The organism is Pseudorhodoferax sp. Leaf265 (assembly GCF_001422365.1).
Taxonomy (GTDB): domain Bacteria; phylum Pseudomonadota; class Gammaproteobacteria; order Burkholderiales; family Burkholderiaceae_C; genus Pseudorhodoferax.
In genome coordinates, this window is the sequence record NZ_LMMT01000037.1 from 1 (window position 1) to 26615 (window position 26615).

At 67.7% G+C, this 26615-nt stretch carries 18 protein-coding genes, 3 tRNA genes and 1 pseudogene; 18 read left to right on the plus strand and 4 right to left on the minus strand.

Annotated features, from left to right (window positions below; all coding sequences use genetic code 11):
• Nucleotides 1-70: 70 nt before the first annotated feature.
• The 10 genes and pseudogenes from ASF45_RS25535 (at nt 71) to ASF45_RS25570 (ending at nt 9049) form a co-directional block, all read left to right on the plus strand.
• A pseudogene (locus ASF45_RS25535) lies at nt 71-1312 on the plus strand (IS3 family transposase).
• A 293-nt stretch (nt 1313-1605) separates the two neighbouring features.
• Nucleotides 1606-1992 (plus strand): TIR domain-containing protein, encoded by a 387-nt coding sequence (locus tag ASF45_RS34800; RefSeq protein ID WP_082551270.1) that lies wholly within the window; start codon nt 1606-1608, stop codon nt 1990-1992.
• Nucleotides 1993-2544 carry a hypothetical protein gene (locus tag ASF45_RS34805; protein ID WP_082551271.1) on the plus strand — a complete coding sequence of 184 codons (552 nt, stop codon included), beginning with the start codon at nt 1993-1995 and terminating at the stop codon, nt 2542-2544.
• Between the two features lie 169 nt (nt 2545-2713).
• Nucleotides 2714-4027: a trigger factor gene (gene tig, locus ASF45_RS25540; protein WP_056670060.1), complete on the plus strand. Its 1314-nt coding sequence runs from the start codon at nt 2714-2716 to the stop codon at nt 4025-4027.
• Nucleotides 4028-4099: 72 nt separating this feature from the next.
• Nucleotides 4100-4720, plus strand: a complete 621-nt coding sequence (gene clpP, locus ASF45_RS25545) for an ATP-dependent Clp endopeptidase proteolytic subunit ClpP (protein WP_056670062.1) — start codon at nt 4100-4102, stop codon at nt 4718-4720.
• 112 nt (nt 4721-4832) lie between these two features.
• A complete protein-coding gene (gene clpX, locus ASF45_RS25550; RefSeq protein ID WP_056670065.1) occupies nt 4833-6098 on the plus strand; it encodes an ATP-dependent Clp protease ATP-binding subunit ClpX in 1266 nt (421 codons plus the stop codon).
• 122 nt (nt 6099-6220) lie between these two features.
• On the plus strand, nt 6221-8653 hold the full coding sequence (gene lon, locus ASF45_RS25555; RefSeq protein ID WP_056670068.1) for an endopeptidase La: 2433 nt from the start codon (nt 6221-6223) through the stop codon (nt 8651-8653).
• A gap of 61 nt (nt 8654-8714) precedes the next feature.
• Nucleotides 8715-8790: transfer RNA gene (locus ASF45_RS25560), tRNA-Gly, on the plus strand.
• Nucleotides 8791-8850: 60 nt separating this feature from the next.
• Nucleotides 8851-8926 (plus strand) — tRNA-Gly (locus ASF45_RS25565).
• Between the two features lie 47 nt (nt 8927-8973).
• A tRNA-Gly gene (locus ASF45_RS25570) sits at nt 8974-9049 on the plus strand.
• A gap of 49 nt (nt 9050-9098) precedes the next feature.
• Here ASF45_RS25570 and ASF45_RS25575 read toward each other — a convergent pair.
• Nucleotides 9099-10904 (minus strand): acyclic terpene utilization AtuA family protein, encoded by a 1806-nt coding sequence (locus ASF45_RS25575; protein WP_056670071.1) that lies wholly within the window; start codon nt 10902-10904, stop codon nt 9099-9101.
• A 219-nt stretch (nt 10905-11123) separates the two neighbouring features.
• On the opposite strand from ASF45_RS25575, the gene ASF45_RS36650 reads away from it, so the two are divergent.
• The 6 genes from ASF45_RS36650 to ASF45_RS25605 all read left to right on the plus strand — a co-directional run bounded on the left by ASF45_RS36650 (nt 11124) and on the right by ASF45_RS25605 (nt 19589).
• Nucleotides 11124-12701, plus strand: coding sequence for a methyl-accepting chemotaxis protein (locus ASF45_RS36650; RefSeq protein WP_056670072.1), 1578 nt, complete (start codon nt 11124-11126; stop codon nt 12699-12701).
• An 89-nt stretch (nt 12702-12790) separates the two neighbouring features.
• Nucleotides 12791-13966 (plus strand): acyl-CoA dehydrogenase family protein, encoded by a 1176-nt coding sequence (locus ASF45_RS25585; protein ID WP_056670073.1) that lies wholly within the window; start codon nt 12791-12793, stop codon nt 13964-13966.
• Between the two features lie 67 nt (nt 13967-14033).
• Nucleotides 14034-15656: an acyl-CoA carboxylase subunit beta gene (locus ASF45_RS25590; RefSeq protein ID WP_056670077.1), complete on the plus strand. Its 1623-nt coding sequence runs from the start codon at nt 14034-14036 to the stop codon at nt 15654-15656.
• Between the two features lie 11 nt (nt 15657-15667).
• Nucleotides 15668-16822, plus strand: coding sequence for an acyl-CoA dehydrogenase family protein (locus ASF45_RS25595; RefSeq protein WP_056670080.1), 1155 nt, complete (start codon nt 15668-15670; stop codon nt 16820-16822).
• Between the two features lies 1 nt (nt 16823).
• The gene (locus ASF45_RS25600; protein ID WP_056670084.1) at nt 16824-18788 is read left to right on the plus strand and encodes an acetyl-CoA carboxylase biotin carboxylase subunit; all 1965 of its coding nucleotides are present in this window, start codon (nt 16824-16826) and stop codon (nt 18786-18788) included.
• A gap of 15 nt (nt 18789-18803) precedes the next feature.
• Nucleotides 18804-19589 carry an enoyl-CoA hydratase/isomerase family protein gene (locus ASF45_RS25605; protein WP_056670087.1) on the plus strand — a complete coding sequence of 262 codons (786 nt, stop codon included), beginning with the start codon at nt 18804-18806 and terminating at the stop codon, nt 19587-19589.
• 16 nt (nt 19590-19605) lie between these two features.
• Here the strand turns inward: ASF45_RS25605 and ASF45_RS25610 are convergent, their stop codons facing one another.
• The 3 genes from ASF45_RS25610 to ASF45_RS36975 all read right to left on the minus strand — a co-directional run bounded on the left by ASF45_RS25610 (nt 19606) and on the right by ASF45_RS36975 (nt 23391).
• The gene (locus ASF45_RS25610) at nt 19606-20607 is read right to left on the minus strand and encodes a phosphotransferase enzyme family protein (RefSeq protein WP_056670090.1); all 1002 of its coding nucleotides are present in this window, start codon (nt 20605-20607) and stop codon (nt 19606-19608) included.
• 87 nt (nt 20608-20694) lie between these two features.
• Nucleotides 20695-21699 (minus strand): alpha/beta fold hydrolase, encoded by a 1005-nt coding sequence (locus ASF45_RS25615; RefSeq protein WP_056670092.1) that lies wholly within the window; start codon nt 21697-21699, stop codon nt 20695-20697.
• A gap of 57 nt (nt 21700-21756) precedes the next feature.
• Entirely contained in the window at nt 21757-23391 is a 1635-nt protein-coding gene (locus ASF45_RS36975; protein WP_063887785.1) for a methyl-accepting chemotaxis protein, read from the minus strand.
• 200 nt (nt 23392-23591) lie between these two features.
• On the opposite strand from ASF45_RS36975, the gene ASF45_RS25625 reads away from it, so the two are divergent.
• Together ASF45_RS25625 and ASF45_RS25630 are read left to right on the plus strand one after the other, a co-directional pair.
• A complete protein-coding gene (locus ASF45_RS25625) occupies nt 23592-24611 on the plus strand; it encodes a TRAP transporter substrate-binding protein (RefSeq protein ID WP_056670095.1) in 1020 nt (339 codons plus the stop codon).
• Between the two features lie 23 nt (nt 24612-24634).
• Entirely contained in the window at nt 24635-26485 is a 1851-nt protein-coding gene (locus tag ASF45_RS25630) for a TRAP transporter large permease subunit (protein WP_056670099.1), read from the plus strand.
• Nucleotides 26486-26615: the final 130 nt, after the last annotated feature.

The following is a 26615-nucleotide window of genomic DNA, read 5'->3' on the forward strand; positions in this document are numbered from 1 at the left end:
TGAGATAGCCCCCTGATTCCCCGGCCCCGTCCTGTCGCTTATCTTTGGAGATAGGAACAGGACAGTGCATATGACTAGGCATACGGAGTCAGTAGAGGTAGTCGTCAAAGACCAGCGCCGCAGGCGCTGGTCCCTGGCCGAGAAGGCGGCCCTGGTGCGCCGCACCTACGAGCCAGGCATGAGCGTGTCGCTGGTGGCTCGCCAGGAGGGTGTCTCGGCTGGGCTGCTGTTCCAGTGGCGCAAGCTCGAGCGCCAGGGCGCGTTGACCGCGGTGTCGGCTGGCGAAGCGGTGGTGCCGGCATCCGAGCTGGCGGCCGCTCGCGCGGAGATCGCCAAGCTGCAGCGTGTGCTCGGCAAGAAGACCCTGGAGAACGAAATCCTCAAGGAAGCAGTGGAGTACGCCGCAGAAAAAAAGTGGATTGCGCGCTCGCCCTTGTTGCCCGGGGACGACCAGTGAAAACGGTCTGCCGGACGATGGGGTTGGCGCGCTCACATGTGCGCGACCTGCTCGGGCGCGAGTCGCAGCCACCGCACGCCCATTGACGATGCCGGGCTGCTTGCTGAACTACGCCAGCAGATTGCGCAGCTGCCCAGCTATGGCTACCGACGCGCCTGTGCCTTGGTCAACCGCCAGCGCGCTGCTCAGGGTGCGCCGAAGGTCAATGCCAAACGCGTTTATCGCGTGATGGCGGCAGCCGACCTGCTGCTGCCCAAAGCACCACGCCGGCGCCAGTCCGCACGCACCCATGAAGGCCGTGTGGCGGTCTCGCGCAGCGACCTGCGTTGGTGCTCCGATGGCCTGGAAATCAAGTGCGACTCGGGCCAGACCGTGACGGCCACGTTCACGAAGGATTGCTGTGACCGCGAGGTGATGGCCTGGCGGGCCTGGGAGGGCAAGGGGCTGCCAGGCGAGCCGGTACGCGAGATGCTCATCGAAGCCGTCGAGCGTCGCTTCGGCACGGTGGAGGCGGTGCCGGCAGGCCAGGAGTTGGAGTTCCTGAGCGACAACGGCGGCGCCTACATCGCAGCCGACACCAGGGCGCTGGCGCGTGCACTGGGCCTCAAGCCCATCAACACGCCCGTCTGTAGCCCGCAGAGCAACGGCATGGCAGAGAGCTTTGTGAACACCTTCAAGCGCGACTACGTGGCCCGCATGGACCTGCGTGACGCGCGCACGGTGCTGGCCCAGCTGCCGGCGGCCTTCGAGCACTTCAACGAGGTGCATCCGCACTCGTCGCTGAAAATGCGTTCGCCTCGGGAGTTCAGGCGGCAGCAGGCCACCGCAGCCGACCAGGCGCTTTATTGCGAATAGGGCGGGACCGGGAATACGGGGGCAACATCACGCGTTCGCCTCGGGAGTTCAGGCGGCAGCAGGCCACCGCAGCCGACCAGGCGCTTTATTGCGAATAGGGCGGGACCGGGAATACGGGGGCAACATCAGACCAGCAAGGCGCCATTCGGCTGGCGCGGAGGGACACCACATGTCCTTGCATCTAGTTGGTATGCACGCCGACCTGGTGCGTGTACCGGCCTGCGTGAATCTGAACGCTATCCGAAGGGTAGGCTCTGGCTACACTCGGTTACTTTTGATGATCGGAGATTGCCGTGGCCAAGAAGCGTGTCTTTATTAGCTTTGACTTCGATAACGATGCTCGCATGAAAGACCTGCTTGTGGGGCAGGCGAAGCACGAGGGCTCGCCCTTTGATTTTGCTGACTGGCCCTCTAAAGAACACCTGACGGGCGATTGGCGTGCGAAGATCAAGGCCAAAATGGCATACGTTGACGTTGTATGCGTTCTATGCGGAAAGAACATGGCCACAGCGACTGGGGTTTCGCACGAGATCAACATTGCACGTGAGACGGGAACGCCATACTTCCTTCTCGCAGCCTATTCAGATAGTTACTCGCGGCCAACAGCTGCGGTGGCTGGGGACAAGGTTTATAACTGGACTTGGCCGAATCTGAAGAATCTTGTTGGAGGAGCTCGCTGAATGGCGGATCCAAATGTAGATCGTGCAGGCTTGTTTAATGAAATCGCGGACGGGGTAGAGTATCCGCATAACGAAAAGTGGTACAGCCATCTTCTAGACCAGTATAAGCTTTATGTTGAGATGGCGGACAGAATAAGCCAGCGGAGAGCGACTGCAAACACTTACTTCCTGAGTCTTAATTCTGCAATCCTTGCATTTGTGGGTTATCTCTCCGTTAAAGACACTGGAGAGCACAATTGGATGCTTGCATTAGGTGGTATGGCGCTCACGGTGCTTTGGCATGCGTTGATCGTGTCTTATAGCAATCTCAATACGGCAAAATTTAAAGTAATCCATAAGATTGAGAAGCGACTTCCCATTAGTCCATACGAGGCGGAATGGTTGGCAATGGGAGAGGGGAAAGATCCGGAGTTGTATCGACCCATCAGTCGCATTGAGAAAGGCGTGCCGCTCGTATTCCTCGCACTACATGCTTTGGTCTTCATCCGCTCGTTCCCGTGGTGTGCGCTCTTGTACCTACGCGGGCCTCCGTGGGACGCCTGCGTGTCTTAGGAGCCGGGATGGGGGCCGCTTGCGGTATCATTGACGGTTCCCGTGTGTCACTTTGGTGATTCACAGAACGTTGATACAGCGTTGATTTCCCTAGGGAAACTGGCGCGAGAGCGCGGGTTCGAGTCCCCCCCCCGCGCACCACACCCTATTTCTTTTATCCGAGACCACCATGGCCGTTACCGTTGAAAACCTCGAGAAGCTGGAGCGCAAGATCACCCTGTCGCTGCCGGTGGAAGCGATCCAGAACGAGGTCAACAACCGCCTCAAGAAGCTGGCACGCACCGTGAAGATGGATGGCTTCCGTCCGGGCAAGGTGCCGATGAACGTCGTGGCGCAGCGCTATGGCTACTCGGTGCACTACGAAGTCATGAACGACAAGGTGGGCGAGGCCTTCTCGGCCGCGGCCAACGAAGCCCAGCTGCGCGTGGCCGGTCAGCCGCGCATCAGCGAGAAGGAAGGCGCACCCGAAGGCCAATTGGCGTTCGACGCGGTGTTCGAGGTGTTCCCCGAGGTGGTCATCAACGACCTGGGCACGGCCGAGATCGAGCGCCTGTCGGCCGAAGTGACGGACGAAGCCATCGACAAGACGCTGGACATCCTGCGCAAGCAGCGCCGCAGCTTCGCCCAGCGCGCCCAGGACGCCGCCGCTGCCGACGGCGACCGCGTGACGGTCGACTTCGAAGGCAAGATCGACGGCGAGCCCTTCCAGGGCGGCAAGGCCGAGGACTTCCAGTACGTGGTCGGCGAAGGCCAGATGCTCAAGGAATTCGAAGACGCCGTGCGCGGCATGAAGTCCGGCGAGAGCCGCACCTTCCCGCTGGCCTTCCCGGCCGACTACCACGGCAAGGACGTGGCCGGCAAGCAGGCCGACTTCCTGGTCACGGTCAAGAAGATCGAGTCCAGCCACATGCCCGAGATCGACGACACCCTGGCCAAGTCGCTGGGCATTGCCGACGGCACGGTGGCCGGCCTGCGCGCCGACATCCGCAAGAACCTGGAGCGCGAAGTCAAGTTCCGCCTGCTGGCCCGCAACAAGCAGGCCGTCATGGACGCGCTGCTGACCAAGGCCGAGCTGGACCTGCCCAACGCCAGCGTGCAGGCCGAAATCGGCCGCATGATCGAGAGCACCCGCGCCGATCTCAAGCAGCGCGGCCTGAAGGACGCCGACAGCGCGCCGATCCCCGAAGAGATCGTGCGTCCCCAGGCCGAGCGCCGCGTGCGCCTGGGCCTGGTGGTGGCCGAGCTCGTGAAGAAGAATGCGCTGCTGGCCAAGCCCGAGCAGATCAAGGCCCACATCGACGAGTTGGCCGCCAGCTACGAGAAGCCGGAAGACGTGGTGCGCTGGTACTACGGCGACCGCCAACGCCTGGCCGATGTGGAAGCCGCCGTGATCGAGAACAACGTGACCGACTACGTGCTGGCCCAGGCCAAGGTCACCGACAAGGCGATCGGCTTCGACGAGCTGATGGCGCAGCAGGGCTGATGCCCGGGCGGGCCTTGCGTTGCAACGCAAGGCCCCCATCTGACGCTTGCCAACCCAATTTCCGGAGAAAACATGGCCATCCACAACAGTTCGCTCGAGACCCAGAACCTGGGCATGGTTCCGATGGTGATCGAGCAGTCGGGCCGCGGCGAGCGCTCCTACGACATCTACTCGCGCCTGCTGAAGGAGCGCGTGATCTTCCTGGTGGGCGAGGTCAACGACCAGACCGCCAACCTGGTGGTGGCGCAGCTGCTGTTCCTGGAGAGCGAGAACCCCGACAAGGACATCTCGTTCTACATCAACTCGCCCGGCGGCAGCGTGACGGCCGGCATGGCCATCTACGACACCATGCAGTTCATCAAGCCAGACGTGTCCACGCTGTGCGTGGGCTTCGCGGCGAGCATGGGCGCCTTCCTGCTGGCGGCCGGCGCGAAGGGCAAGCGCTTCTCGCTGCCCAACTCAAAGATCATGATCCACCAGGTGCTGGGCGGCGCACGTGGCCAGGCGACGGACATCGAGATCCATGCGCGCGACATCCTGCGCACCAAGGACCAGATGAACAAGATCCTGGCCGAGCGCACCGGCCAGCCGCTGGAGAAGATCAAGAACGACACCGAGCGCGACTACTTCCTGGAAGCCAACGAAGCCAAGGAATACGGCATCGTGGACCAGGTGATCTCGCGCCGCCCCTGATCCGACCACGCGGCAGCCGCGTGGACTGCGCGGAAAACGGCGCCTTTTTGCTGAAAGGCGCCGTTTTTCGTTTGGTTATCATTGCCCAACGTCTTTTTAAAGGCATTCCTCCATGGCCGAGAAAAAAGGCTCCTCCAGCGAAAAGACCCTGTACTGCTCGTTCTGCGGGAAGAGCCAGCACGAGGTGAAGAAACTCATCGCAGGACCGTCCGTGTTCATCTGCGACGAGTGCATCGACCTGTGCAACGAGATCATCCGCGACGAGGTGCCCGCCGCCGGCGAGGCGCGCGAGGGTCGCGGCGACCTGCCGACGCCGCTGGAGATCAAGAACAACCTGGACAACTACGTGGTTGGCCAGGAGGTCGCCAAGCGCACGCTGTCGGTGGCGGTCTACAACCACTACAAGCGCCTGCGCTACAAGGACAAGGCCAAGAAGGACGAGGTCGAGCTCGCCAAGAGCAACATCCTCCTGATCGGTCCCACGGGCTCGGGCAAGACGCTCTTGGCGCAGACGCTCGCGCGCATGCTGGACGTGCCCTTCGTGATGGCGGACGCCACCACGCTGACCGAGGCCGGCTACGTCGGCGAAGACGTCGAGAACATCGTCGCCAAGCTGCTGCAGAGCTGCAACTACGACGTGGAGCGGGCCCAGCGCGGCATCGTCTACATTGACGAGATCGACAAGATCTCGCGCAAGTCGGACAACCCCTCGATCACGCGCGACGTGTCGGGGGAGGGCGTGCAGCAGGCGCTGCTCAAGCTCATCGAAGGCACGATGGCCAGCGTGCCGCCGCAGGGCGGGCGCAAGCACCCGAACCAGGACTTCCTGCAGATCGACACGACCAACATCCTGTTCATCTGCGGCGGCGCGTTCGCGGGACTGGAGAAGGTCATTGGCAGCCGGCAGGAATCGTCGGGCATCGGCTTCGGCGCCGCCGTCAAGAGCAAGGCCGAGCGCGCGCTGACCGAGGTGTTCCGCGAGGTCGAGCCCGAAGACCTGATCAAGTTCGGCCTGATTCCTGAACTGGTCGGCCGCATGCCGGTTGTTGCCACACTGGCTGAATTGAGCGAAGACGCGCTGGTGCAGATCCTGACCGAGCCCAAGAACGCGCTCGTCAAGCAGTACGCCAAGCTGCTGGCCATGGAGGACGTGGATCTGGAGATCCGCCCCGCGGCGCTCAAGGCCATCGCCCGCAAGGCACTGGCGCGCAAGACCGGCGCGCGCGGCCTGCGCTCCATCCTGGAGCTGTCGCTGATCGACACCATGTTCGAGCTGCCGAACACCGTGAATGTCGACAAGGTGGTCGTCGACGAGTCCACCATCGAAGAAAACAAGGCGCCGCTGCTGGTGTACCGCGAAGCGGCCAAGAAGGCCTGACCGTGCTGCCGGTGTCCGCAAGGGCGGTGCCGGCATTCTTCAACCTCAGCCCTGTCGCTTGCGGCACGGGTTGAAAATGTGACACACGCGACCATATTCGCTGGGTCACACAAAGGATTCTGATGTCCGGTCAAACCCCCCTGCCAGCCAAGCCGCTGGACCTGCCGCTGCTGCCGTTGCGCGATGTGGTGGTGTTCCCCCACATGGTGATCCCGCTGTTCGTGGGCCGTCCCAAGAGCATCAAGGCGCTCGAAGCCGCGATGGAGGCCGAGCGCCGCATCATGCTGGTGGCGCAGAAGGCGGCCGCCAAGGACGAGCCCGCGGTCACCGACATGTTCGATGTCGGCTGCGTCTCCACCATCCTGCAGATGCTGAAGCTGCCCGACGGCACCGTGAAGGTGCTCGTGGAGGGCCAGCAGCGCGCGGGCGTCGATGCCATCCAGGACGGCGAGTCGCATTTCACCGCCACCGTCACGCCGATCGAGCCGGTCGATGCGGGCCAGAAGAACACCGAGGTCGAGGCGCTGCGCCGTGCCGTGATGCAGCAGTTCGACCAGTACGTCAAGCTCAACAAGAAGATCCCGCCGGAGATCCTGACCTCGATCTCCAGCATCGACGATGCCGGCCGCCTGGCCGACACCATCGCCGCACATCTGCCGCTCAAGCTGGACAACAAGCAGGTCGTGCTCGACCTGTCGGACGTGCGCGAGCGCCTGGAGAACCTGTACGGCCAGCTCGAGCGCGAAGTCGACATCCTCAACGTCGACAAGAAGATCCGTGGCCGCGTGAAGCGGCAGATGGAAAAGAACCAGCGCGACTTCTACCTGAACGAGCAGGTCAAGGCGATCCAGAAGGAACTGGGCGAGGGCGAAGAGGGCGCCGACATCGAGGAGATCGAGAAGAAGATCCGCCTCGCCAAGATGCCCAAGGAGGCCTTGAAGAAGGCCGAGGCCGAGCTCAAGAAGCTCAAGCTCATGTCGCCCATGTCGGCCGAGGCCACCGTGGTGCGCAACTACATCGACGTGCTGACCAACCTGCCCTGGAGCAAGCGCACGAAGATCAAGCACGACCTGGCCAATGCCGAGGAAGTGCTCAACGAAGACCACTACGGCCTGGACAAGGTCAAGGACCGCATCCTCGAATACCTTGCGGTGCAGCAGCGCGTGGACAAGGTCAAGGCGCCGATCCTGTGCCTGGTCGGCCCCCCGGGCGTGGGCAAGACCTCGCTCGGCCAGTCGGTCGCCAAGGCCACGGGCCGCAAGTACGTGCGCATGGCGCTGGGCGGCATGCGCGACGAGGCCGAGATCCGCGGCCACCGCCGCACCTACATCGGCGCGCTGCCGGGCAAGGTGCTGCAAAGCCTGTCCAAGGTCGGCACGCGCAACCCGCTGTTCCTGCTCGACGAGATCGACAAGCTGGGTACGGACTTCCGCGGCGACCCGTCGAGCGCGCTGCTCGAAGTGCTGGACCCGGAGCAGAACCACACCTTCGGCGACCACTACGTCGAGGTCGATTTCGATTTGTCCGACGTGATGTTCGTCGCCACCTCGAATTCGATGAACATTCCGCCGGCTTTGCTGGACCGCATGGAAGTCATCCGCCTGTCGGGCTACACCGAGGACGAGAAGGTCAACATCGCGCTGAAGTACCTGCTGCCCAAGCAGCTCAAGAACAACGGCGTGAAGGACGAGGAACTGCTGGTCGCCGAAGACGCCGTGCGCGACGTGGTGCGCTACTACACGCGTGAAGCCGGCGTGCGTTCGCTCGAGCGCGAGCTCTCCAAGATCTGCCGCAAGGTGGTCAAGGGCCTGCAGCTCAAGAAGCTGACGCCGCAGGTGGTCGTCAATGCCGACAACCTCAACGAGTTCCTGGGCGTGCGCAAGTACACCTATGGCCGTGCCGAGAACCAGAACCAGGTGGGCCAGGTGGTCGGCCTGGCCTGGACCGAGGTCGGCGGCGACCTGCTGACGATCGAGGCCGCGACCATGCCCGGCAAGGGTGTGATCACACGCACCGGTTCGCTGGGCGATGTCATGAAGGAATCGGTCGAAGCTGCCCGCACGGTGGTGCGCAGCCGTTCGCGCCGCCTGGGCATCAAGGACGAAGCCTTCGAGAAGCGCGACATCCACATCCACGTGCCCGACGGCGCCACGCCCAAGGACGGCCCGAGCGCCGGCGCTGCGATGACCACGGCCTTCGTGTCCGCGCTGACCGGCATCCCCGTGCGCAGCGATGTCGCCATGACCGGCGAGATCACGCTGCGCGGCGAGGTGACGGCCATCGGTGGCCTGAAGGAAAAGCTGCTGGCCGCGCTGCGCGGTGGCATCAAGACCGTGCTGATCCCGGAAGAGAACGCCAAGGACCTGCAGGAGATCCCGGAGAACGTGAAGAACGGCCTGGAGATCGTGCCGGTCAAGTGGATCGACCAGGTGCTGGAAGTGGCGCTGGAGCGCGTGCCCTCGGCGCTGGCCGACGAGGAGCCGGCCGCGGCTGCGCTGGACGTGCCCGCCCCGGCCGAGGCAGACGCCACGCGCGGTGCCTCGACCAAGCACTGAGAGCGAAAATTTCGGAAGGACTTGCCGAAAGGTCGTTATTTAGCCTATAATCTGAGGCTTCGCGGGAATAGCTCAGTTGGTAGAGCGCAACCTTGCCAAGGTTGAGGTCGAGAGTTCGAGACTCTTTTCCCGCTCCAAACATGTACGAAAGTACAAGGCTGCAGAGAAGGCATCGCTCTGTGGCTGCGAAGAACGATGCGGGAATAGCTCAGTTGGTAGAGCGCAACCTTGCCAAGGTTGAGGTCGAGAGTTCGAGACTCTTTTCCCGCTCCAGATGAAGGCCGCAGAGAGGGCATCGCTCTGCGGCTGTGAAGAACGATGCGGGAATAGCTCAGTTGGTAGAGCGCAACCTTGCCAAGGTTGAGGTCGAGAGTTCGAGACTCTTTTCCCGCTCCAGATCAAAAGGCCTTGCGATTCGTCGCAAGGCCTTTTTTCTTTGGCGGCTTCAGCCGCCCCGGGCCGCGCGTGCCACGCTCACCGGCACCGCGATCGGCAGATCCAGCAGCATCTGCGCCATGCCCTTGCCCAGCGGGTCCATGCGCATGGACGAGGGGCCACCGCCGTCCAGCGCCTCGTGCAGCAGCAGGTTCATGGCCGCGATGCCGGGCAGGTAGAAGCGTTCGACGCGGCCGTGTACCAGGTGCGCGAAGTAGGCCGCCACCACCTGCGGCGTGAGCCGGTTCCACAGCAGCGGCAGCCATTCGGGCCGGCGCGCTACGATGCCGATGTTGGAGATGTCGCCCTTGTCGCCGCTGCGGGCCCAGGCCAGGTCGATCAGCCGGACTTCCGCGGCGGGCTCATCGGGTTCGTGCCATGCCGGCGGTTGCGGCGCCGCTGTCGTGTCGTCGCTCGGCGCGCCTGCGGCCACGTCCACGGCCTGACGCTGGCCGTCCAGCGACATGCTGACCGGCACGGCGTCCTTGCGCAGCAGGAAAGCGAAGGGCTTGACCAGCGGCGACACGGCCGGGCGGCCGCCGCCCGGACTGGTCGTGCCCGGCGCCCAGGAGGTGCCCGACGGTGCGATCTCGCGCGCGAACATGGCCAGCGCGTTCTTGTCCGGATGGTTGGCGACCACGCGCAGCATCACCTCACGGGCCGCGCCTGTGCGCGCATGCGGCCCGTACAGCGTCTCGGCGCCCAGCACCTCGAGGTAGGTCGAGGTGTACGGCGGCAGACCTTGGGCCTGCAGGATCTCGCTCGTGCGCTCGAGGATCGCCTCGCCCGTGCGGCGTGCCTTTTTCGCTGCATCGATGCCGACGAACACCATGCTGCCGGCGCAGCGAAAGCCCTCCAGCTGCGTGGCCGAGACCTTGTAGTGCGGCGTCGGCGCGCTGCCGCGGGCCGGGCCCACGCGCACGCGTTCCGCATCCAGCTGCGTGATCTCGACGCAACGGAAATCGCAGCGCACATCGGGCAGCAGGTAGTCGCCCGGATCGCCGATCTCGTAGAGCAGCTGCTCGGCCACGTTGGCACGCAGCATCCGTCCGCCCGTGCCCTCCGGCTTCGTCACGACGAAGCTGCCGTCGGCGCTGCACTCCACGACCGGGTAGCCCATGTGGGCCCAGTCCGGTACGTCTTCCCAGTCGGTGTGCAGGCCGCCCGTGGCCTGGCAGCCGCATTCGATGATGTGGCCGGCCAGGCTGCCCGAGGCCAGCCGGTCGTGGTCGTCGGCCGCCCAGCCGAAGGCGTGCATGAGCGCACCCAGCGTCACGGCGCTGTCCACGCAGCGGCCCGTGATGACGATGTCGGCCCCGGCCGCGAGGGCGGCCGCGATCGGCGTGGCGCCCAGGTAGGCGTTGGCACTCAGCACCTTCTCGGGCAGCGGTTCACCGGTGAACATGTCGCGCGCGCCGGCCGCGCGCAGCGCCGGCATCTGCGCGCTCACGTCGTCGCCCTCGACCACCGCGATGCGCAGCGCGATGCCCTGCGAATCGGCCAGCGCTTGCAGCGCCGCAGCGCAGCCCTGCGGGTTGATGCCGCCGGCGTTGCTGACCACGCGGATTCCCTGGCGCTTGACCTCGGCCAGCACGGACTTCATCGCGATGTCGACGAAGTCCGTCGCATAGCCCAGCTCCGGCTTCCTGGCCCGCGCGGCGGCCAGGATGGCCATGGTGGTCTCCGCCAGGTAGTCGAACACCAGGTAGTCGAGCCGGCCGCCGCGCACCAGCTGCGGCGCCGCCACCATGCTGTCGCCCCAGAAGCCCGAGGCCCCGCCGATGCGGACGGTCCTGGCGGCGGCAGATGTGCTCATGCGGTGTCTCCTGTCGATGGCAGACAAGCAGCTTAGCCCCTGGCCTCTGCCGCCGCTTGTGTCGAGGCGCTGGCGAAGAAGATTGCAATTTGTTCATTTCGCATCACATAATTCGGCGAGATATCGTTCATTTTTCAGACAAGTAACCATGCCGATCGCCCCCGGTCCCCCGGTGGCGTCCTGTAGACCTTCGCCACGGCGTACAGCCCGTCTTCAACCATGTTCCTCAACCGCTTGCGCGTCGCCCACAAGCTCTGGTCCTCCATGCTGCTGCTGTTGCTCGCCGTCGTCGCGCTCGGCGGCTTGACGCTGTACAACGCCGGCCAGGCGTACCGGCAATCCCTGCTGGCCATGACGGCGGCGAATGCCCTGATCGAGCAGTCCATGCTCTGGAAGGGCCTGACCGAAGCAGCGGTCATCCGCAGCATGGCTTCGGCCATCAGCGCCGACCCTGCGGTGGGCGAGCTCTTCAAGGCCAACGTGGCGGGCGACGCCGACCGCATCGCCAAGCTGCGCGAGAGCATCACCCAGCAGGCCGCTGCGCCCGCGGACCAGGCCCAGCTCAAGGACATCGTCGCCAAGGGCGGCGCGCTGCTGGCGGCCAGCCGGAAGGCCCGCGAACTCGGTGCCGCCGGCGATCGGGCCGCGGCGATCGCACTGGTCCAGGGCGAGTACAGCGCCGCCGCCCGTGCCTACCTGGAGTCGATCGACGTGTTCGTCGAGCTGCAGCGCCGCAAGGGCGTCGACGCGGCTGCCGCGGCCGACGGCGCGCGCGAGGCCAGCGCGTCGTGGGGCGCGGCGGGCGCGGTCGTCGTGGTGTTGCTGGGCATGCTGGTCGCATGGTGGCTGGTGCGTTCGATCCGCCTGCCGCTGCAGGAGTCCATCCGCGTGGCCACGGCCATCGCCGAGGGCGACCTGACGCAGCGCATCGATGCGCGCCGCCTCGACGAATTCGGTGAGCTGATGCGCGCGCTGCAGCACATGAACAGCTCGCTGGCGAACATCGTGGGCAATGTGCGTTCGTCCACCGACAGCATCGCCACCGCCTCCAGCGAGATCGCGCAGGGCAATGCCGACTTGTCCAACCGCACCGAGCAGACGGCCAGCAGCCTGCAGAGCACCGCCGCGTCGATGGAACAGCTGACCGCCACGGTGCAGCAGACCGCGGGCTCGGCCGGTACCGCCAGCCAGCTGGTGGCCTCGGCCACCGAGGTGGCCTCGCGGGGTGGCCAGGTCGTCTCGCAGGTGGTCAGCACCATGAGCGACATCAACACCAGCAGCAAGAAGATCAGCGACATCATCGGCGTGATCGACGGCATCGCGTTCCAGACCAACATCCTGGCGCTCAACGCGGCGGTGGAGGCCGCGCGCGCGGGCGAGCAGGGGCGCGGCTTCGCCGTCGTCGCCAGCGAGGTGCGCAGCCTGGCCGGCCGGTCGGCCGAGGCGGCCAAGGAGATCAAGGGCCTGATCGGCGCCTCGGTGCAGAAGGTCGAGAGCGGCACCCAACTGGTGGCCGACGCGGGCCGCACGATGGAGGAGATCGTGCATTCGGTGCAGCGCGTCAACGACATCATCGGTGAGATCCGCAGCGCCACATCGGAGCAGAGCCAGGGCATCTCCGGCGTCAACCGGTCGGTCGCGGAGCTGGACCAGATGACGCAGCAGAACTCCGCCCTGGTCGAGCAGAGCTCGGCGGCCGCGCAAAGCCTGCGTGAGCAGGCACAAGGCCTGGCCGGGCTGGTGTCGGTGTTCCGGGTGGGTGGCGTGCAGGGCGCACGGCCGGCCTTGCGGGGCTGAGCGGCGCTGCAAGGGGCGGGGCTCCAGCCAGTTCGCGCAAGACCGGGGCGTGCGCTGGCCGCTAGCCTTGGCGGCTACCTGGAGCCCCCATGGACTTTCTCGACGCCCCCGCGCTGCCCTTTTACTTCACGCCCGAGCACGAACAGTTCCGGGCCGCGCTGCGCGGCTTCATCGCGCGCGAGATCACGCCGCATGTGAGCGCCTGGGACGAGGCCGAGACCTTCCCGCGCGAACTCTATGCGCGCGTGGCCGAACTCGGCGTGCAGGGCCTGGGCTATCCTGAGGAGTACGGCGGCACGCCGGCCGACATCTTCTACCAGCTCATCGTGGCCGAGGAGTTCGCGCGCTGCGGCTGTGGCGGCGTGCAGGCCTCGCTGAACTCGCACAGCATCGCGCTGCCGCCCATTCTCAAGGCCGGCAGTGCCGCCATCCAGCGCCGCGTGATCCCGCCCGTGCTGCGCGGCGAGAAGATCGCGGCCCTGGCCGTGACCGAGCCCAGCGGCGGCTCCGATGTGGCCCACCTGCGCACCACGGCCATCCACGATGGCGGGCACTATGTGGTCAACGGCGAGAAGACCTTCATCACCTCGGGCATGCGGGCCGACTTCATCACCACGGCCGTGCGCACCGATCCCGCGGTCAGGGGTGCGGGCGGCATCTCGGTGCTCGTGATCGATGGCGACACGCCCGGCCTCACGCGCACGCCGCTGCGCAAGATGGGCTGGTGGAGCTCGGACACCGCCCACCTGCGCTTCGACAACTGCCGCGTGCCGCTGGCCAACCTCGTGGGCGAGGAGCACCAGGGCTTCAAGGTGATCATGAACAACTTCAACAGCGAGCGCCTGTTCATGGCCGCGCTGGCCTGCGGCTTCGCCGAGGTCTGCCTGCGCGAGGCCGTGGACTGGGCGCGCCAGCGCCAGATCGCAGGCAGCCCGCTGGCCGAGCGCCAGGTGGTGCGCCACAAGCTGATGGACATGACCCAGCGCATCGACGCCGCGCGCACGCTGGTCTACGAACTGGCCTGGCGCATCGAGCACCGGCATGCGCGCCCTGCCCAGCTCGTCGCCCGCGTGTGCCTGGCCAAGGTGCAGGCCACGCAGGCCATGCAGTTCTGCGCCGACCAGGCGGTGCAGCTGCTGGGCGGCATGGGCTTCATGCGCGGCACGGCCAGCGAGCGCATCTACCGCGAGGTCAAGGTCATGATGATCGGTGGCGGGTCCGAGGAGGTCATGAAGGACCTGGCGGCACGGCAGCTGGGCTTGTAGCCAGTTGGCACAAGACCCCCGGCGGGGCGCTGCCTAAGCTGCCGGCACCACCCTGGCCCAGAGCACCATGAGCACCATCGAGTCCATCATCTCCCCCGGCAGCGACGCCTTCGAAGCCAACCGCACCGGCATGCTGGCCTTGCTCGAACGCGTGCACGGCTACACCCAGCGCAGCGTTGCCACCTCGGGCAGGTCGCGCGAGCGCTTCGCGCAACGCGGCCAGCTGCTGCCGCGCGAGCGGCTCGCGTTGCTGCTGGACCCGGGCACGCCGTTCCTGGAGATCGGCGCGCTGGCCGGGCTGGGCCTGGACAACCCCGACCTCGACAAAAGCGTGCCGGGCGGTGGCGTGATCGGCGGCATCGGCTGGGTGTCGGGCGTGCGCGTGATGGTCAATGCCTCCGACTCTGGCATCGACGCGGGCGCGCTGCAGCCCATGGGCATTCCCAAGCAGCTGCGCCTGCAGGAACTGGCCCTGGAGAACAAACTGCCCTACGTGCAACTGGTCGAGAGCGCGGGTGCCAACCTCATGACCTACCAGGTCGAGGAGTTCGTGACGGGCGGCAACCTGTTCCGCAACCTCGCGCGCCTCTCGGCCGCGGGCCTGCCCGTGGTCACCGTCACGCACGGCTCGTCCACGGCCGGCGGCGCCTACCAGACCGGTCTGTCGGACTACATCGTCATGGTGCGCGGCCGCTCGCGTGCCTTCCTGGCCGGCCCCCCGCTGCTCAAGGCCGCCACGGGCGAGATCGCGACCGAGGAGGAACTCGGCGGCGCCGAGATGCACACCAGCATCTCGGGCCTGGGCGACTACCTGGCCGAGGACGACCGCGACGCGATCCGCATCGCGCGCGAGATCCTGGACGGCATCGACTGGCAGCGCGGCATGCCGGCAGAGCCCCCACGCAGCTTCAAGCCGCCGCGCTACGACGCCGAGGAACTGCTGGGCATCATGCCCATGGACCACAAGCGGCCGGTGGACATGAAGCAGGTCATCGCGCGCATCGCCGACGACTCCGAGTTCCTGGAGTTCGGCGCGAACTACGGCAGCGCCACGGTGGTCGGCCACATCAAGATCGAAGGGCTGCCGCTGGGCATCGTGACCAACAACGGCCCGATCGACCCGGCCGGCGCGAGCAAGGCCACGCACTTCATCCAGGCCTGCTGCCAGAGCCGCACGCCCATCCTGTACCTCAACAACACGACGGGCTTCATGGTCGGCAAGTCCTACGAGGAGGCCGGCATCATCAAGCACGGCTCCAAGATGATCCAGGCCGTGACCTGCGCCACGGTGCCGCAGATCACGATCTACTGCGGTGCCTCCTTCGGCGCCGGCAACTACGGCATGTGCGGGCGCGGCTTCCACCCGCGCTTCTGCTTCTCCTGGCCCAACGCCAAGACCGCCGTGATGGGCGGCGAGCAGGCCGCGCAGACCATGGTCAACGTGACCGAGGCGGCGATGCGGCGCAAGGGCGGCGAAGTCGACCGCGACAAGCTGGCGGAGATGGAGCGCCGCATCATCGAGCGCTTCGACAGCCAGATGAGCGTGTTCACGACCAGTGCCCGCATGCTGGACGATGCCGTGATCGACCCGCGCGACACGCGCGAGGTGCTGGCCCGCGTGCTGTCGATCTGCCGCGAATCGGAGCTGCGCCAGCCGCAGCCCATGCAGTTCTCCGTCGCCCGCCCTTGAGGAATACCCCCATGCAACTGACGCCCGAACACGAGAGCGTGCGCGACACGCTGACCCGCTTCATCGACAAGGAGGTCAATCCCCATGTCGACGAATGGGAGCGCGCGCAGATCTTCCCGGCCCACCAGGTCTTTCGCCGGCTCGGCGAGCTGGGCATGCTGGGCCTGACCAAGCCCGCGGAGAACGGCGGCGCGGGGCTGGACTACTCGTACGGCGCCGTGATGGCCGAGGCCCTGGCCCACATGCACTGCGGCGGCATCCCCATGGCCATCGGCGTGCAGACCGACATGGCCACGCCGGCGCTGGCCCACCGCGGCAGCCAGGAGCTGCGCGAGGAGTTCCTGGCGCCCGCCATCGCGGGCGAGTACGTGGCCTGCCTGGGCGTCTCCGAGGTCGGCAGCGGCTCCGACGTGGCTTCCGTGAAGACCACGGCGCGCAGGGAGGGTGGCGACTACGTCATCGACGGCGGCAAGATGTGGACCACCAACGGCACGCAGGCCGACTTCTGCGTGGTGCTGGCCAACACCTCGGAAGGTTCCTCGCACAAGAACAAGTCGCTGATCGTCGTGCCCATGAAGACGCCCGGCGTCAGCGTGGCGCGCAAGCTCGTCAAGATGGGCATGCACGCGTCCGACACGGCGCAGCTGCACTTCGACAGCGTGCGCGTGCCGCAGCGCTACCGGATCGGCGAGGAGGGCATGGGCTTCATCTACCAGATGGAGCAGTTCCAGATCGAGCGGCTATGGGGCGCGCTGAATGCGGGGGCGATGGCGCAGCGCGCCATCGACACCACCGTCGCCTACACGCGCGAACGCCGCGCCTTCGGCCGTTCCATCCTCGACAACCAGTGGGTGCACTTCAAGCTGGCCGAACTGCAGACCGAGGTGGCGGCCCTGCGTGCGCTGAGCTGGCAGGGCGTGCAGGAGGTCGTGGCCGGCCAGGACGCCACGCGCACCGCCACCATGGCCAAGCTCAAGGCCGGCCGCGTGGTCCGCGCCGTGGCCGACGGCTGCCTGCAGTTCTGGGGCGGCATGGGCTACATGGACGAGACGCCGATCTCGCGCATCTTCCGCGACGGCCGCCTGACCTCCATCGGAGGCGGCGCTGACGAGGTCATGTTGCAGATCCTCTCCAAGTTCATGGGCACCTTCCCCTCGGGCCATTGAGATGTGCGCAGCTTCCACCCCCTTCCGCAAGATCCTGATCGCCAACCGCGGCGAGATCGCGCTGCGCATCATGCGCACCGCGCGCGCCCAGGGCTACCGCACGGTGGCCGTCTACTCCACGGCCGATGCCGGCGCGCGCCATGTGCGCGAGGCCGACCAGGCCGTCTGCATCGGCGAGCCGCTGCCGGCCCAGTCCTATTTGCGCATCCCCGCGCTGATCGAGGCCGCGCGCCTGGCCGGTGCCGATGCCGTGCATCCGGGCTACGGCTTCCTGGCCGAGAACGCCGACTTCGCCCAGGCCTGCCAGGACGCCGGCCTGGTCTTCATCGGCCCTTCGGCCGAGGCCGTCCGTTCCATGGGCCACAAGGCCGGCGCCAAGGCGCTCATGCTGGAGGCCGGCGTGCCCTGCATCCCGGGCTACCAGGGCGAGGACCAGGGCGAAGCGCGCATGGCACAGGAGGCCACGCGCATCGGCTACCCCGTGATGGTCAAGGCCACGGCCGGCGGCGGTGGGCGCGGCATGCGGCTGGTTCCCTCGGCAGATCAGTTCGCCGACCTGCTGCGCAGCGCGCGCTCGGAGGCGCAGAGCGCCTTCGGCGACCCCGAAGTGATCCTCGAGCGCGCCATCGTGGAGCCGCGCCACATCGAGATCCAGGTCTTCGCCGACCGCCACGGCAACGCCATCCACCTGGGCGAGCGCGACTGCTCTGTGCAGCGGCGCCACCAGAAGCTCGTGGAGGAGGCGCCGTCACCGGCGGTGGACGCCGCGCTGCGTGCGCGCATGGGCGCCGTGGCCGTGCAGGCCGTGAAGGCCATCCGCTACGAAGGTGCAGGCACGCTGGAGTTCCTGCTCGATGGCGACGGCAACTTCTACTTCATGGAGATGAACACGCGCCTGCAGGTCGAGCACCCGGTCACCGAGGCCATCACGGGCCTGGACCTCGTGGCCCTGCAACTGCGTGTGGCGGCCGGCGAGCCGCTGCCGCTCACGCAGGAGCAGGTGCGCTTCGAAGGCCATGCCATCGAAGTGCGCCTGTGCGCCGAGGACGCCGACCAGAACTTCATGCCGCAGAGCGGCAGCATGGCGCTGTGGTCCATGCCCGAGGCCCTGCGTGTGGAGCATGCGCTGGCTTCGGGGGCCGAGATCCCACCGTACTACGACTCCATGATCGCCAAGCTCATCGCGCACGGCGAAACGCGCGAGGCGGCGCGCCGCAAGCTGCTGGCGGGCCTGGAGGACGCCGTGGCCCTGGGCGTCACGACCAACCAGGCCTTCCTGCAGCGCTGCCTGGCGCACCCGGTGTTCGCGGCCGGCGGCGCCACCACGGACTTCATCGCCCGGCACCAGACGGCCTTGCTGGCGCCCGACCCCGTGCTGCGCGCGCGCGCTGCGGCGCTGGCGGCCGTGCTGCTGCTCCAGACGCAGGCGCCGGACGCGCGCGCGCAGGCCGGGCACATGACCTACAGCCTGCCCGTGGGCCTGCGCTTCACGCTGGGTGGCGAGACGCTGGAGGCCCGCGTGACCCAGCCGCGCCGCCACCGCTACGTGGTGGAGATCGGCGGCACGCACGCGACGCTGGTGCTCGACGAGGTCGGTGCGCAGGCCCTGCGTTTCAGCTGCGAGGGCCTGGGCGAGCGGGCGTGGTTCCGCCGCGACGGTTCCAGCCTGCTGCTGCACTACCGCGGCCAGCCGCTGCGCGTGCAGGACCTCACGCGCGCCGCCGCCGTGCGCCAGGGCGAGGCGGGCGGCGACGGCAAGCTGCGCGCCTCCATGAACGGCCGCGTCGTCGCCGTGCTCGCAGCCGTGGGCGAGGCCGTGCAGGCTGGCCAGGCACTCGTGACGCTGGAGGCCATGAAGATGGAGCACATCCACGCGGCGCCGCGTGCGGGCCGCCTCGTGGCGCTGCATGTGAAGGCTGGCGACCAGATCGCGGCCCAGCGCGTGGTCGCCGAGATTGCGGATTGAACACCGGGAGACACCATGGGAGACCTTGCCAACGATGCCGTGGTCTGGGAGCGGCGCGGCCACGCGCTGTGGATCACGATCAACCGCCCCGACAAGCGCAACGCGATCAACAAGGACGTGGTGGCCGGCATCCGCGCCGGCTGGCGCGCCGCCCATGCCGACCCCGGCGTGCGCGTGGTCGTGCTGACGGGTGCGGGCGAGAAGGCCTTCTGCGCGGGCGGTGACCTGCAGCCAGGCGCCGGCTTCGCGTTCGACCTCTCGCAGCCCAGCGTGGATTACGCCGACATGCTGCGCGAGGTGCAGAACAGCACGCTGCCCTCCATCGCGCGCATCAACGGCGTCTGCATGGCCGGCGGCGTGGGCCTGGCCTGCATGACCGACCTGGCGATTGCGGCCGACCATGCGCAGTTCGGCCTGCCCGAGGTCAAGATCGGCATGTTCCCCATGCAGGTGCAGAGCCTGTTGCAGGACATCGTTCCGCGCCGCACCGTGCGCGAGTGGTGCCTGACGGGCGAGCCCTTCGGCGCGGCCGAGGCGCACGAGACCGGCCTCGTCAACTACGTGGTGCCGGGTGCCGATCTCGACGCCAGGACCGACTGGCTGGCCGAGCGCCTGGCCGGCAAGTCGCCCACCGCGATCCGGCGTGGCAAGTACGCCATGCGCGCCATGGCCGCGATGTCCTTCGACGAGGGCATCGCCTACACTGAGAGCCAGATCGCCCTGCTGGCCATGACCGAGGATGCGCGCGAGGGCCTGGCAGCGTTCAACGAGAAGAGGAAGCCGGTTTGGACGGGGCGCTGAGCGGCGGTGCAGCCCGTCACAGCGGCAGCTCCAGCGTCTCCCACCGGCGCAGCATCTCCACCTGCCGGCGCAGGTAGTCCGTCGGCATCGCCTGCGAACCCCAGACCGGCACCCGGCCCGCGTACTCGCCAAGCAGCCAGAACTGCCGCATGGCCATGCAGGGCGCGATGGCGGCCAGGTCTGCCTCGGCCACAGGCCGTGCCGCGCGGTAGGCCCGGATGAAGTGCTGCCACTGGCCCAGCACCTTGGCGCTGGGTGCGGCATCGGCGGCGCGAGGAAACAGGCTCCAGGGATAGACCGCCAGTTCGTAGGCCAGAAAGCCCGGGCCGGCCTCATCGAAGTCGAAGAACCAGGCTTGGCGCAGGCCGGCCGCGTCTGCCATGACGAAGTTGTTGCTGCCATGCGCATCGCCATGGCACAGCACGCGGCGCAGCGGCCCCATGGCTTCGATGCGCCGGTGCAGCCGTGTGCCGAGTTGCTCGAACTGCAGGCGCAACTCGGCGGTCATGGTGGGCGCGCGCAGCAGGCCCTGCAGCGGGCGCAGCAACAGGTGCTCGCAGTCCAGCGTGTAGGCGCTGGTCGTGCCGCGGTAGCTGTGGCCTGCAGCGTGCAGGGCGGCCAGCCCGCGTGCAAAGGCCTGGATGTCCTCGGCCTGGTCGCTGGTGGCCTCGCCGTCCACGTGTTCGAACAGGGCGAGCGCGCGTTCTCCCTCGGGCAGCGGCACCGCGATGGCGACCTTGCCGCGCGCAGTCGGCAGGCAGCGCGCCACGGCGCAGCCAGCGTCGGCCCAATGGGCCAGAGCTTGGGCTTCGAAGGCGAGGTTGTCCGCGCCGCGCGGCCGCTGGGAGCACAACCGTGCCACGGCGCGTCGGCCATCGGCGAAGTCCAGCCGGTAGACCTGGTTGAAGCTGCGGCGCAGGAATTCGGCCGCCACCACCGGCCCGAAGCCGTAGTGCGGTGCGACCAACCGCGCGATGCTTTGCGCCGTGGGGGTGGACTGCGCGATCTCCAATTGCATGCGAGGACCTTGCCGAGGAAAGGGCGCGATCCTAGGCAGGGCCCGCGCCGGTGACAAGCCGGCGTTTGGGAAACCTTTGGGAAGTTCTCAGCGCTGCTGTGCCGGGAAGCGCCGCCCCAGCCACTCCAGCAGCAGCGTGTTGACCTCGTCGGGCTTCTCCTGCTGCGTCCAGTGCCCGCAGTCGGTCACGGTGGCGCGCTCCAGGTCGGGCACGACGCGTTCCATGCCGCGTGTGGTCGCGGGTGGCAGAAAGATGTCCTGCGCGGCGCTGACCATGAGGGCGGGCACACCCACGTGGTCGGGCGTGCCGGCCGTGTCCTCCCAGTTGCGGCGCAGGTTGCGGTACCAGTTCAAGGGGCCCGTGAAGCCGCTGCGCTCGTAGGCGCGTACGAACACGGCCAGCTCCTCCTCGCTGAGCAGCGGCGCGCCCATGACCTTGTCGTGGCCTCTGAACAGCTCGGCCGGCAGCGCCTGCAAGTCGGGGGACACCTGTTCGAACTCGGCCAGGGTCACGCCGGGGCGGCGCATCAGGCCCCGCAGCGTGGCGTCCACATCCTCGCCCAGCAGCTGCTCGCCCACCCCGGGCTCCTGGTACTGCACCATGTAGTGCGTGGGGCCGCGCGTGCGCCGCATGGTCTCCACGAGGTCGGTCTCGGTGCGGCGCGTGTAGGGCGTGTTCAACGAGACCACGCCCAGCACGCGGTCGGCATGGTCGCGTCCCAGCGTCCAGGCCAGCGCGCCGCCGAAGTCGTGGCCGACGACGACCGCGCGCGCGATGCCCAGCGCATCGAGCAGGCCGGTCACGTCCAGCGCGAGGTTCTGCATGCGGTAGTCCTCCACCGCGCCTTGCGCGCCGGTCTCGCCGTAGCCGCGCAGGTCGGGCGCCAGCACGCCGTAGCCGGCTGCGGCCAGCGCGGCGACCTGGTGGCGCCACGAGTAGGCCAGTTCGGGAAAGCCGTGCAGCAGCACCACGGTAGGCCGGCCCGGCGTGGCCTCGACCACGCTGGTGGCCACGGAGATGCCGTTGCTCTGCAGGCGGCGCCAGCCCGGCAGGCCCGGGGCGGTCGCGGAGGAGGGGGCGGCGGTGTTCATGCCGCGCACTCTAGCGCGGCGCCGGCGGGCGCGGTGTCGCGTGCGGGCAGTCTGCGCTCAGGCGCCTGCCAAGGCCGCGGACAGGGTGCCGCCGGAGCGCTCCGCATGGCGCGCAGCAGGCTGCGCGGTCTCGGCCGCCAAGAGGCGGAACACCGCCACCGCACCGACGAGCTCGCGGGCCTGGCTTTGCAGGCTGCTGGCCGCGGCGGCGCTTTCCTCGACCAGCGCGGCGTTCTGCTGGGTCGTGAGGTCCATCTGTGCCACGGCCTGGCCGATCTGGTCCACGCCCAGGCTCTGCTCCTGGCTGGCGGTGCTGATGGCGGCCATGAGCTCGCACACGCGCTGCACCGCTTCCACGATCTCCTGCATGGTGCTGCCGGCGCGGCCGACGAGGGCCGTTCCGTGCTCCACGCGGGCCGTGCTGGCCGTGATCAGCTTGCGGATCTCCTGGGCCGCTTCGGCGCTGCGCTGGGCCAGCGTGCGCACCTCGCCGGCCACCACCGCGAAGCCGCGGCCCTGTTCGCCGGCACGGGCCGCTTCCACGGCCGCGTTGAGCGCCAAGATGTTGGTCTGGAAGGCGATGCCGTCGATCACCCCGATGATCTCGCCGATCTGCTGTGCGCTGTCCTGGATGCCGCCCATGGTGGTCACGACATCGCCGACCACCGCGCCGCCGCGTGCGGCCACGGCGGAGGCGGCCCCAGCCAGTTCGCCCGCCTGGCGGGCGTTCTCGGCGTTGTGGCGAACGGTGGTGCCCAGCTGCTCCATCGCGGCGGCGGTCTGCTGCAGGGCGGAGGCCTGCTCTTCGGTGCGCTGGCTGAGGTCGTTGTTGCCCAGGGCGATCTGGGTGCTGGCGGCAGACACGCTTTCGGCGTTGCCGCGCACCGTCTGCACGGTGTCGACCAGGCCCTGCTGCATGCGTTGCAGCGCGGCCAGCAGGCGGCCGGTCTCGTCGGTCGAGGTGGCGGCGACGGGCGTGCCGAGGTCGCCGGCGGCGATGCGGTCGGCCGCCCGCACTGCGGCGTCCAGCGGCCGCGTGATGCCCCGTGTGATCCACCAGCCTGCCACGATCGCCGCGGCCATGGCCAGCAGGCACAGCGCAACAAGCTGGCCGCGCTGGCGGCCGTAGTCCACGGCGGCCTGCAGCTCCAGGTCGCGGGTGCGTTGTTCGGTGTAGTCCGCGTAGGCTTTGGTGGCGCGCACCAGGGCGGCCAGCAGCGGGCGGCATTCGGCGTTCATGCGCGCGATGGCCTGCTCGCGCTGGTGGTTCAGCGCCAGATCGGCGATGGCCAGTGCCACGGGGCCATAGCGCTGCTCGACCTGGCCGATGTCGGCCGCGAGCCGGCGTGCCTGCTCTGGGGCCGTGGTGTCGGCCGCCAGCATGCGGCCCAGCTGCGCGAGCTGCTCCTGCACCTGCTGGTGTGCGGCAGTCACGGCAGCCTTCTCGGCGGCGAGGTCGGCGTCCTGGGTGACGAGCACGAGGTTGCGCGCGGCGATGGCGCGGTCGTCCACGGCGGCACGCACGTGGGCGGCCACGGTGGCGCGGGCGTTCAGGCCCTGGGTGTAGTGCAGGAAGCGGTGGTTGGCGGCCGCCAGCTCCAGCAGTGCCAGGCCGGCGACGGCCAGCACCAGGGCGGTCAGGCCGCCGAACGCCAGGGCCAGCCGGGCGCGAATGCTCAAGTTGCTCAACATCGTCCTCGTCCTGTTGTGTCTGGAGTCCGGTCTGCGCCGGGGTGGCGGAACTGTAGGAGCAGAGCAGGCAGCAAATGTCGCGCAACTGTGACTTGGCGCTCGTGGTGCACCACGGGTAAACCCGAGGCTTCGTCTGTCTTGTGTATCGATATAGTAAATCGATTCAGTAAATCGATACACCAACACCTCAGGAGACCGCCATGCCATCCCGCCGAAGCTTCTTGCAGACCGCCGCCTTGTCTTCCGTCGCCGCCGCGCCCTGGGTGGCGCGGGCCCAGGCGCCGATCGCGCTGCGCTTTTCCTCGTCCATGCTGGCCGACGACAACGCCGCGCATTACGTCTGGTACCGCAGCTTCGAGACGGCGCTGAAGGCCGGCACCGGCGAGCGCTTCAAGATCGACTACTTCCCGAACAACCAGCTCGGCAAGGAGGCCGACGTGGTGCAGCAGGTCAAGGTCGGCTCCATCGACATGGTGGTCACGGGCTCGTCGATCTTCGCCACGGTGGCGCCCGAGATCGGCATGCTGGACCTGGGCTACCTGTTCGACAGCTACGCCCACGCAGGCAAGGCGCTGGACGGCAGCGTCGGCAAGCAGCTGGACGAGATCCTCAACAAGCGCTCGGGCTGCTCGGTGCTGACCTGGGCCTCGCACTTCGGCGCGCGCAGCGTCTACACCAAGGCCCCCGTCAAGTCGCTGGCCGAGATCAAGGGCGTCAAGCTGCGCGTGCTGCCCACGCCGGCCTTCATCGAGACCTTCAAGGCCATGGGCGCCATCCCCACGCCCATCCCGTTCGGCGAGCTCTACATGGCGGCCCAGACCGGCGTGGTCGACGGCTTCGAGCACGACGCCGCCACCGTGCTGGCCAGCAAGCTCAACGAAGTCACCAAGTCCTGCTGGCTGACCGAGCATCTGTTCAGCCCCATGGTGGTGGTGATCGGCAAGCGCGGCCTGGGCAAGATCCCGGCCGAGCTCAAGCCCGCCTTCATGAAGGCCGTGGCCGATGCCACCGCGCAGCAGCGCACCATCGCCAGCCAGAAGAGCACGGCGGCGGTGGAGGAACTCAAGGCCAAGGGCATGACCTTCTTCCCGATGGCCGCCAACGAGCGCGCCACGGTGCGGGCCGAGATGCAGAAGTCGCTGTGGTCGGGCTTCGCCAAGCAGTACCCGGTGACCGAGCCGCTGTTCAAGGCGATCGATGCCGCAAGGGGGCAGGCGTGAGCGCAGCAGTTGGCACAGCACCCATGCTGGGTTTCCGCTCCGACACCACGGCCGGCAACTGGCTCGGCCGCCTCACGCGCGCGACCGAGGCCCTGTCGGGCATCGTGCTCGCGGTCGACGTGGTCGTGGTGTTCCTGTCGGTCGTCTTCCGCTATTTCCTGCACGACCCGGTGGACTGGGCCGAAGAGATCGCGCGCGCACTCATGATCGTGCTGGTGTTCTTCGGCGCGGCCACGGTGCTGGCACGCAGCCAGCACGTGGGCGTGGACCTGTTCCGCGACATGCTGCCCAGCGCCTGGCGGCCCGCGATGATCCAGGTCGTGCACTGGATCATCGCCGGCGTGTCGGCCAGTCTGTGCCTGTCCTCGGTGCTGCTGCTGGTGGACACCTGGGAGCAGACCACCTCGATCGGCCTGCCGCAATGGCTCTACGTGTTCCCGGTGGTGTTCGGCAGCGCGTTCATGACGCTGTTCGGCATCGCCAACGCCTGCAACGGGCCGGGCCGGCTGGTGCGCGCCACGCTCATCGGCTGTGTCGTGGCCACGCTCGTGGTCTACGGCTGGAACCTCGTGTTGCCCAGCCACGCCATTCCGCACGGGCTGCTGCTGGCCGTGGGCTTCGTCGGCGGCCTGGTGCTGGGCGTGCCGATCGGCTTCGCGCTGGCCTTCGCGGCGCTGCTGTACTTCCTGTCCGATCCCAGCCTGCCGATGCTGGTGTACTCGCAGCAGGTCATGGCCGGGGCCGACCACTTCGTGCTGCTGGCGATCCCGTTCTTCGTGCTGGCCGGCCTGCTGATGGAGGCCAACGGCATGTCGGCCCGGCTCATCGAGCTCTTGCTGCGCATGTTCGGCCGCGTGCGCGGCGGCCTGGGCATCATCTCCATCCTGGCCACGGCTTTCTTTTCGGGCGTGTCGGGATCCAAGCTGGCCGACATCGCGGCCGTGGGCGGCATCGTGATGCCGGCCGTGCGCCGCACCAAGCAGGACCCGAACGAGGCCGCGGGCCTCTTGGCCTGCACGGCCGTGATGGCCGAGACCATCCCGCCGTGCATCAACATGATCATCATGGGCTTCGTCGCGAACATTTCGATCGCGGGGCTGTTCATGGCCGGGCTGGTCCCGGCCGCGGTGCTGGCGCTGTCGCTGGCCGTGATTGCGGTGATCGTGGGCAAGAAGATCAACCCCGACGACGCCTTCGACAAGCGCACCGCGTTGCTGCCGCTGATCGGCGGCGCGCTGGTGGCGCTGCTCATGGTCGGCATGATCGGCAAGGGCGTGACCTCGGGCGTGGCCACCTCGACCGAGGTCTCGGCCTTCGCGGTGGTCTACGCGCTGGTGGTCGGCGGCCTGGCCTTCCGCGAGCTGAGCATGGCCTCGGTGGCGCGGCTGTTCGTGCGCTCGGCGTCGATGGCGGGCAGCATTTTGTTCATCGTGGCGGCGGCCTCCAGCGTGTCGTTCGCGCTGACCATCGAGCAGATCCCGCAGATGGTCTCAGGCTGGATGATCGCGTTCGCGCAGGACTACGGCAGCACCATGTTCCTGCTGCTGGCCGTGGGCATCATGATCGTGTTCGGCGCCGTGCTGGAAGGCGCGCCCGCGCTCATCATCTTCGGCCCGCTGCTGGCCCCCATCGCGCAGCAGCTGGGCATCGACCTGCTGCACTTCGGCACGGTCATGGTCATCGCCATGGGCCTGGGCCTGTTCGCACCGCCGATCGGCCTCGGCCTGTTCGCCACCTGCGCGATCACGGGCACCACGGTGCGCGATGTGGCCCGCCCTATGATGAAGTACCTGGCAGTGCTGCTGGCCACGCTCATCGTGCTGGTGCTCGTGCCCGCGTTCTCGCTGTGGCTGCCGAACCGGCTCGGCCTGTGAAATGAAACCACCCCGTTTGGACTTCTCACTGCGTGTAGAAGTCCCATCCCCCTCCAGGGGCGCACCCAGCGGTCCGGCAGAGCCGGCCCCGCGGGTGCACTTGCATGGCCTGCTCCGCGGCCTTCTGAAC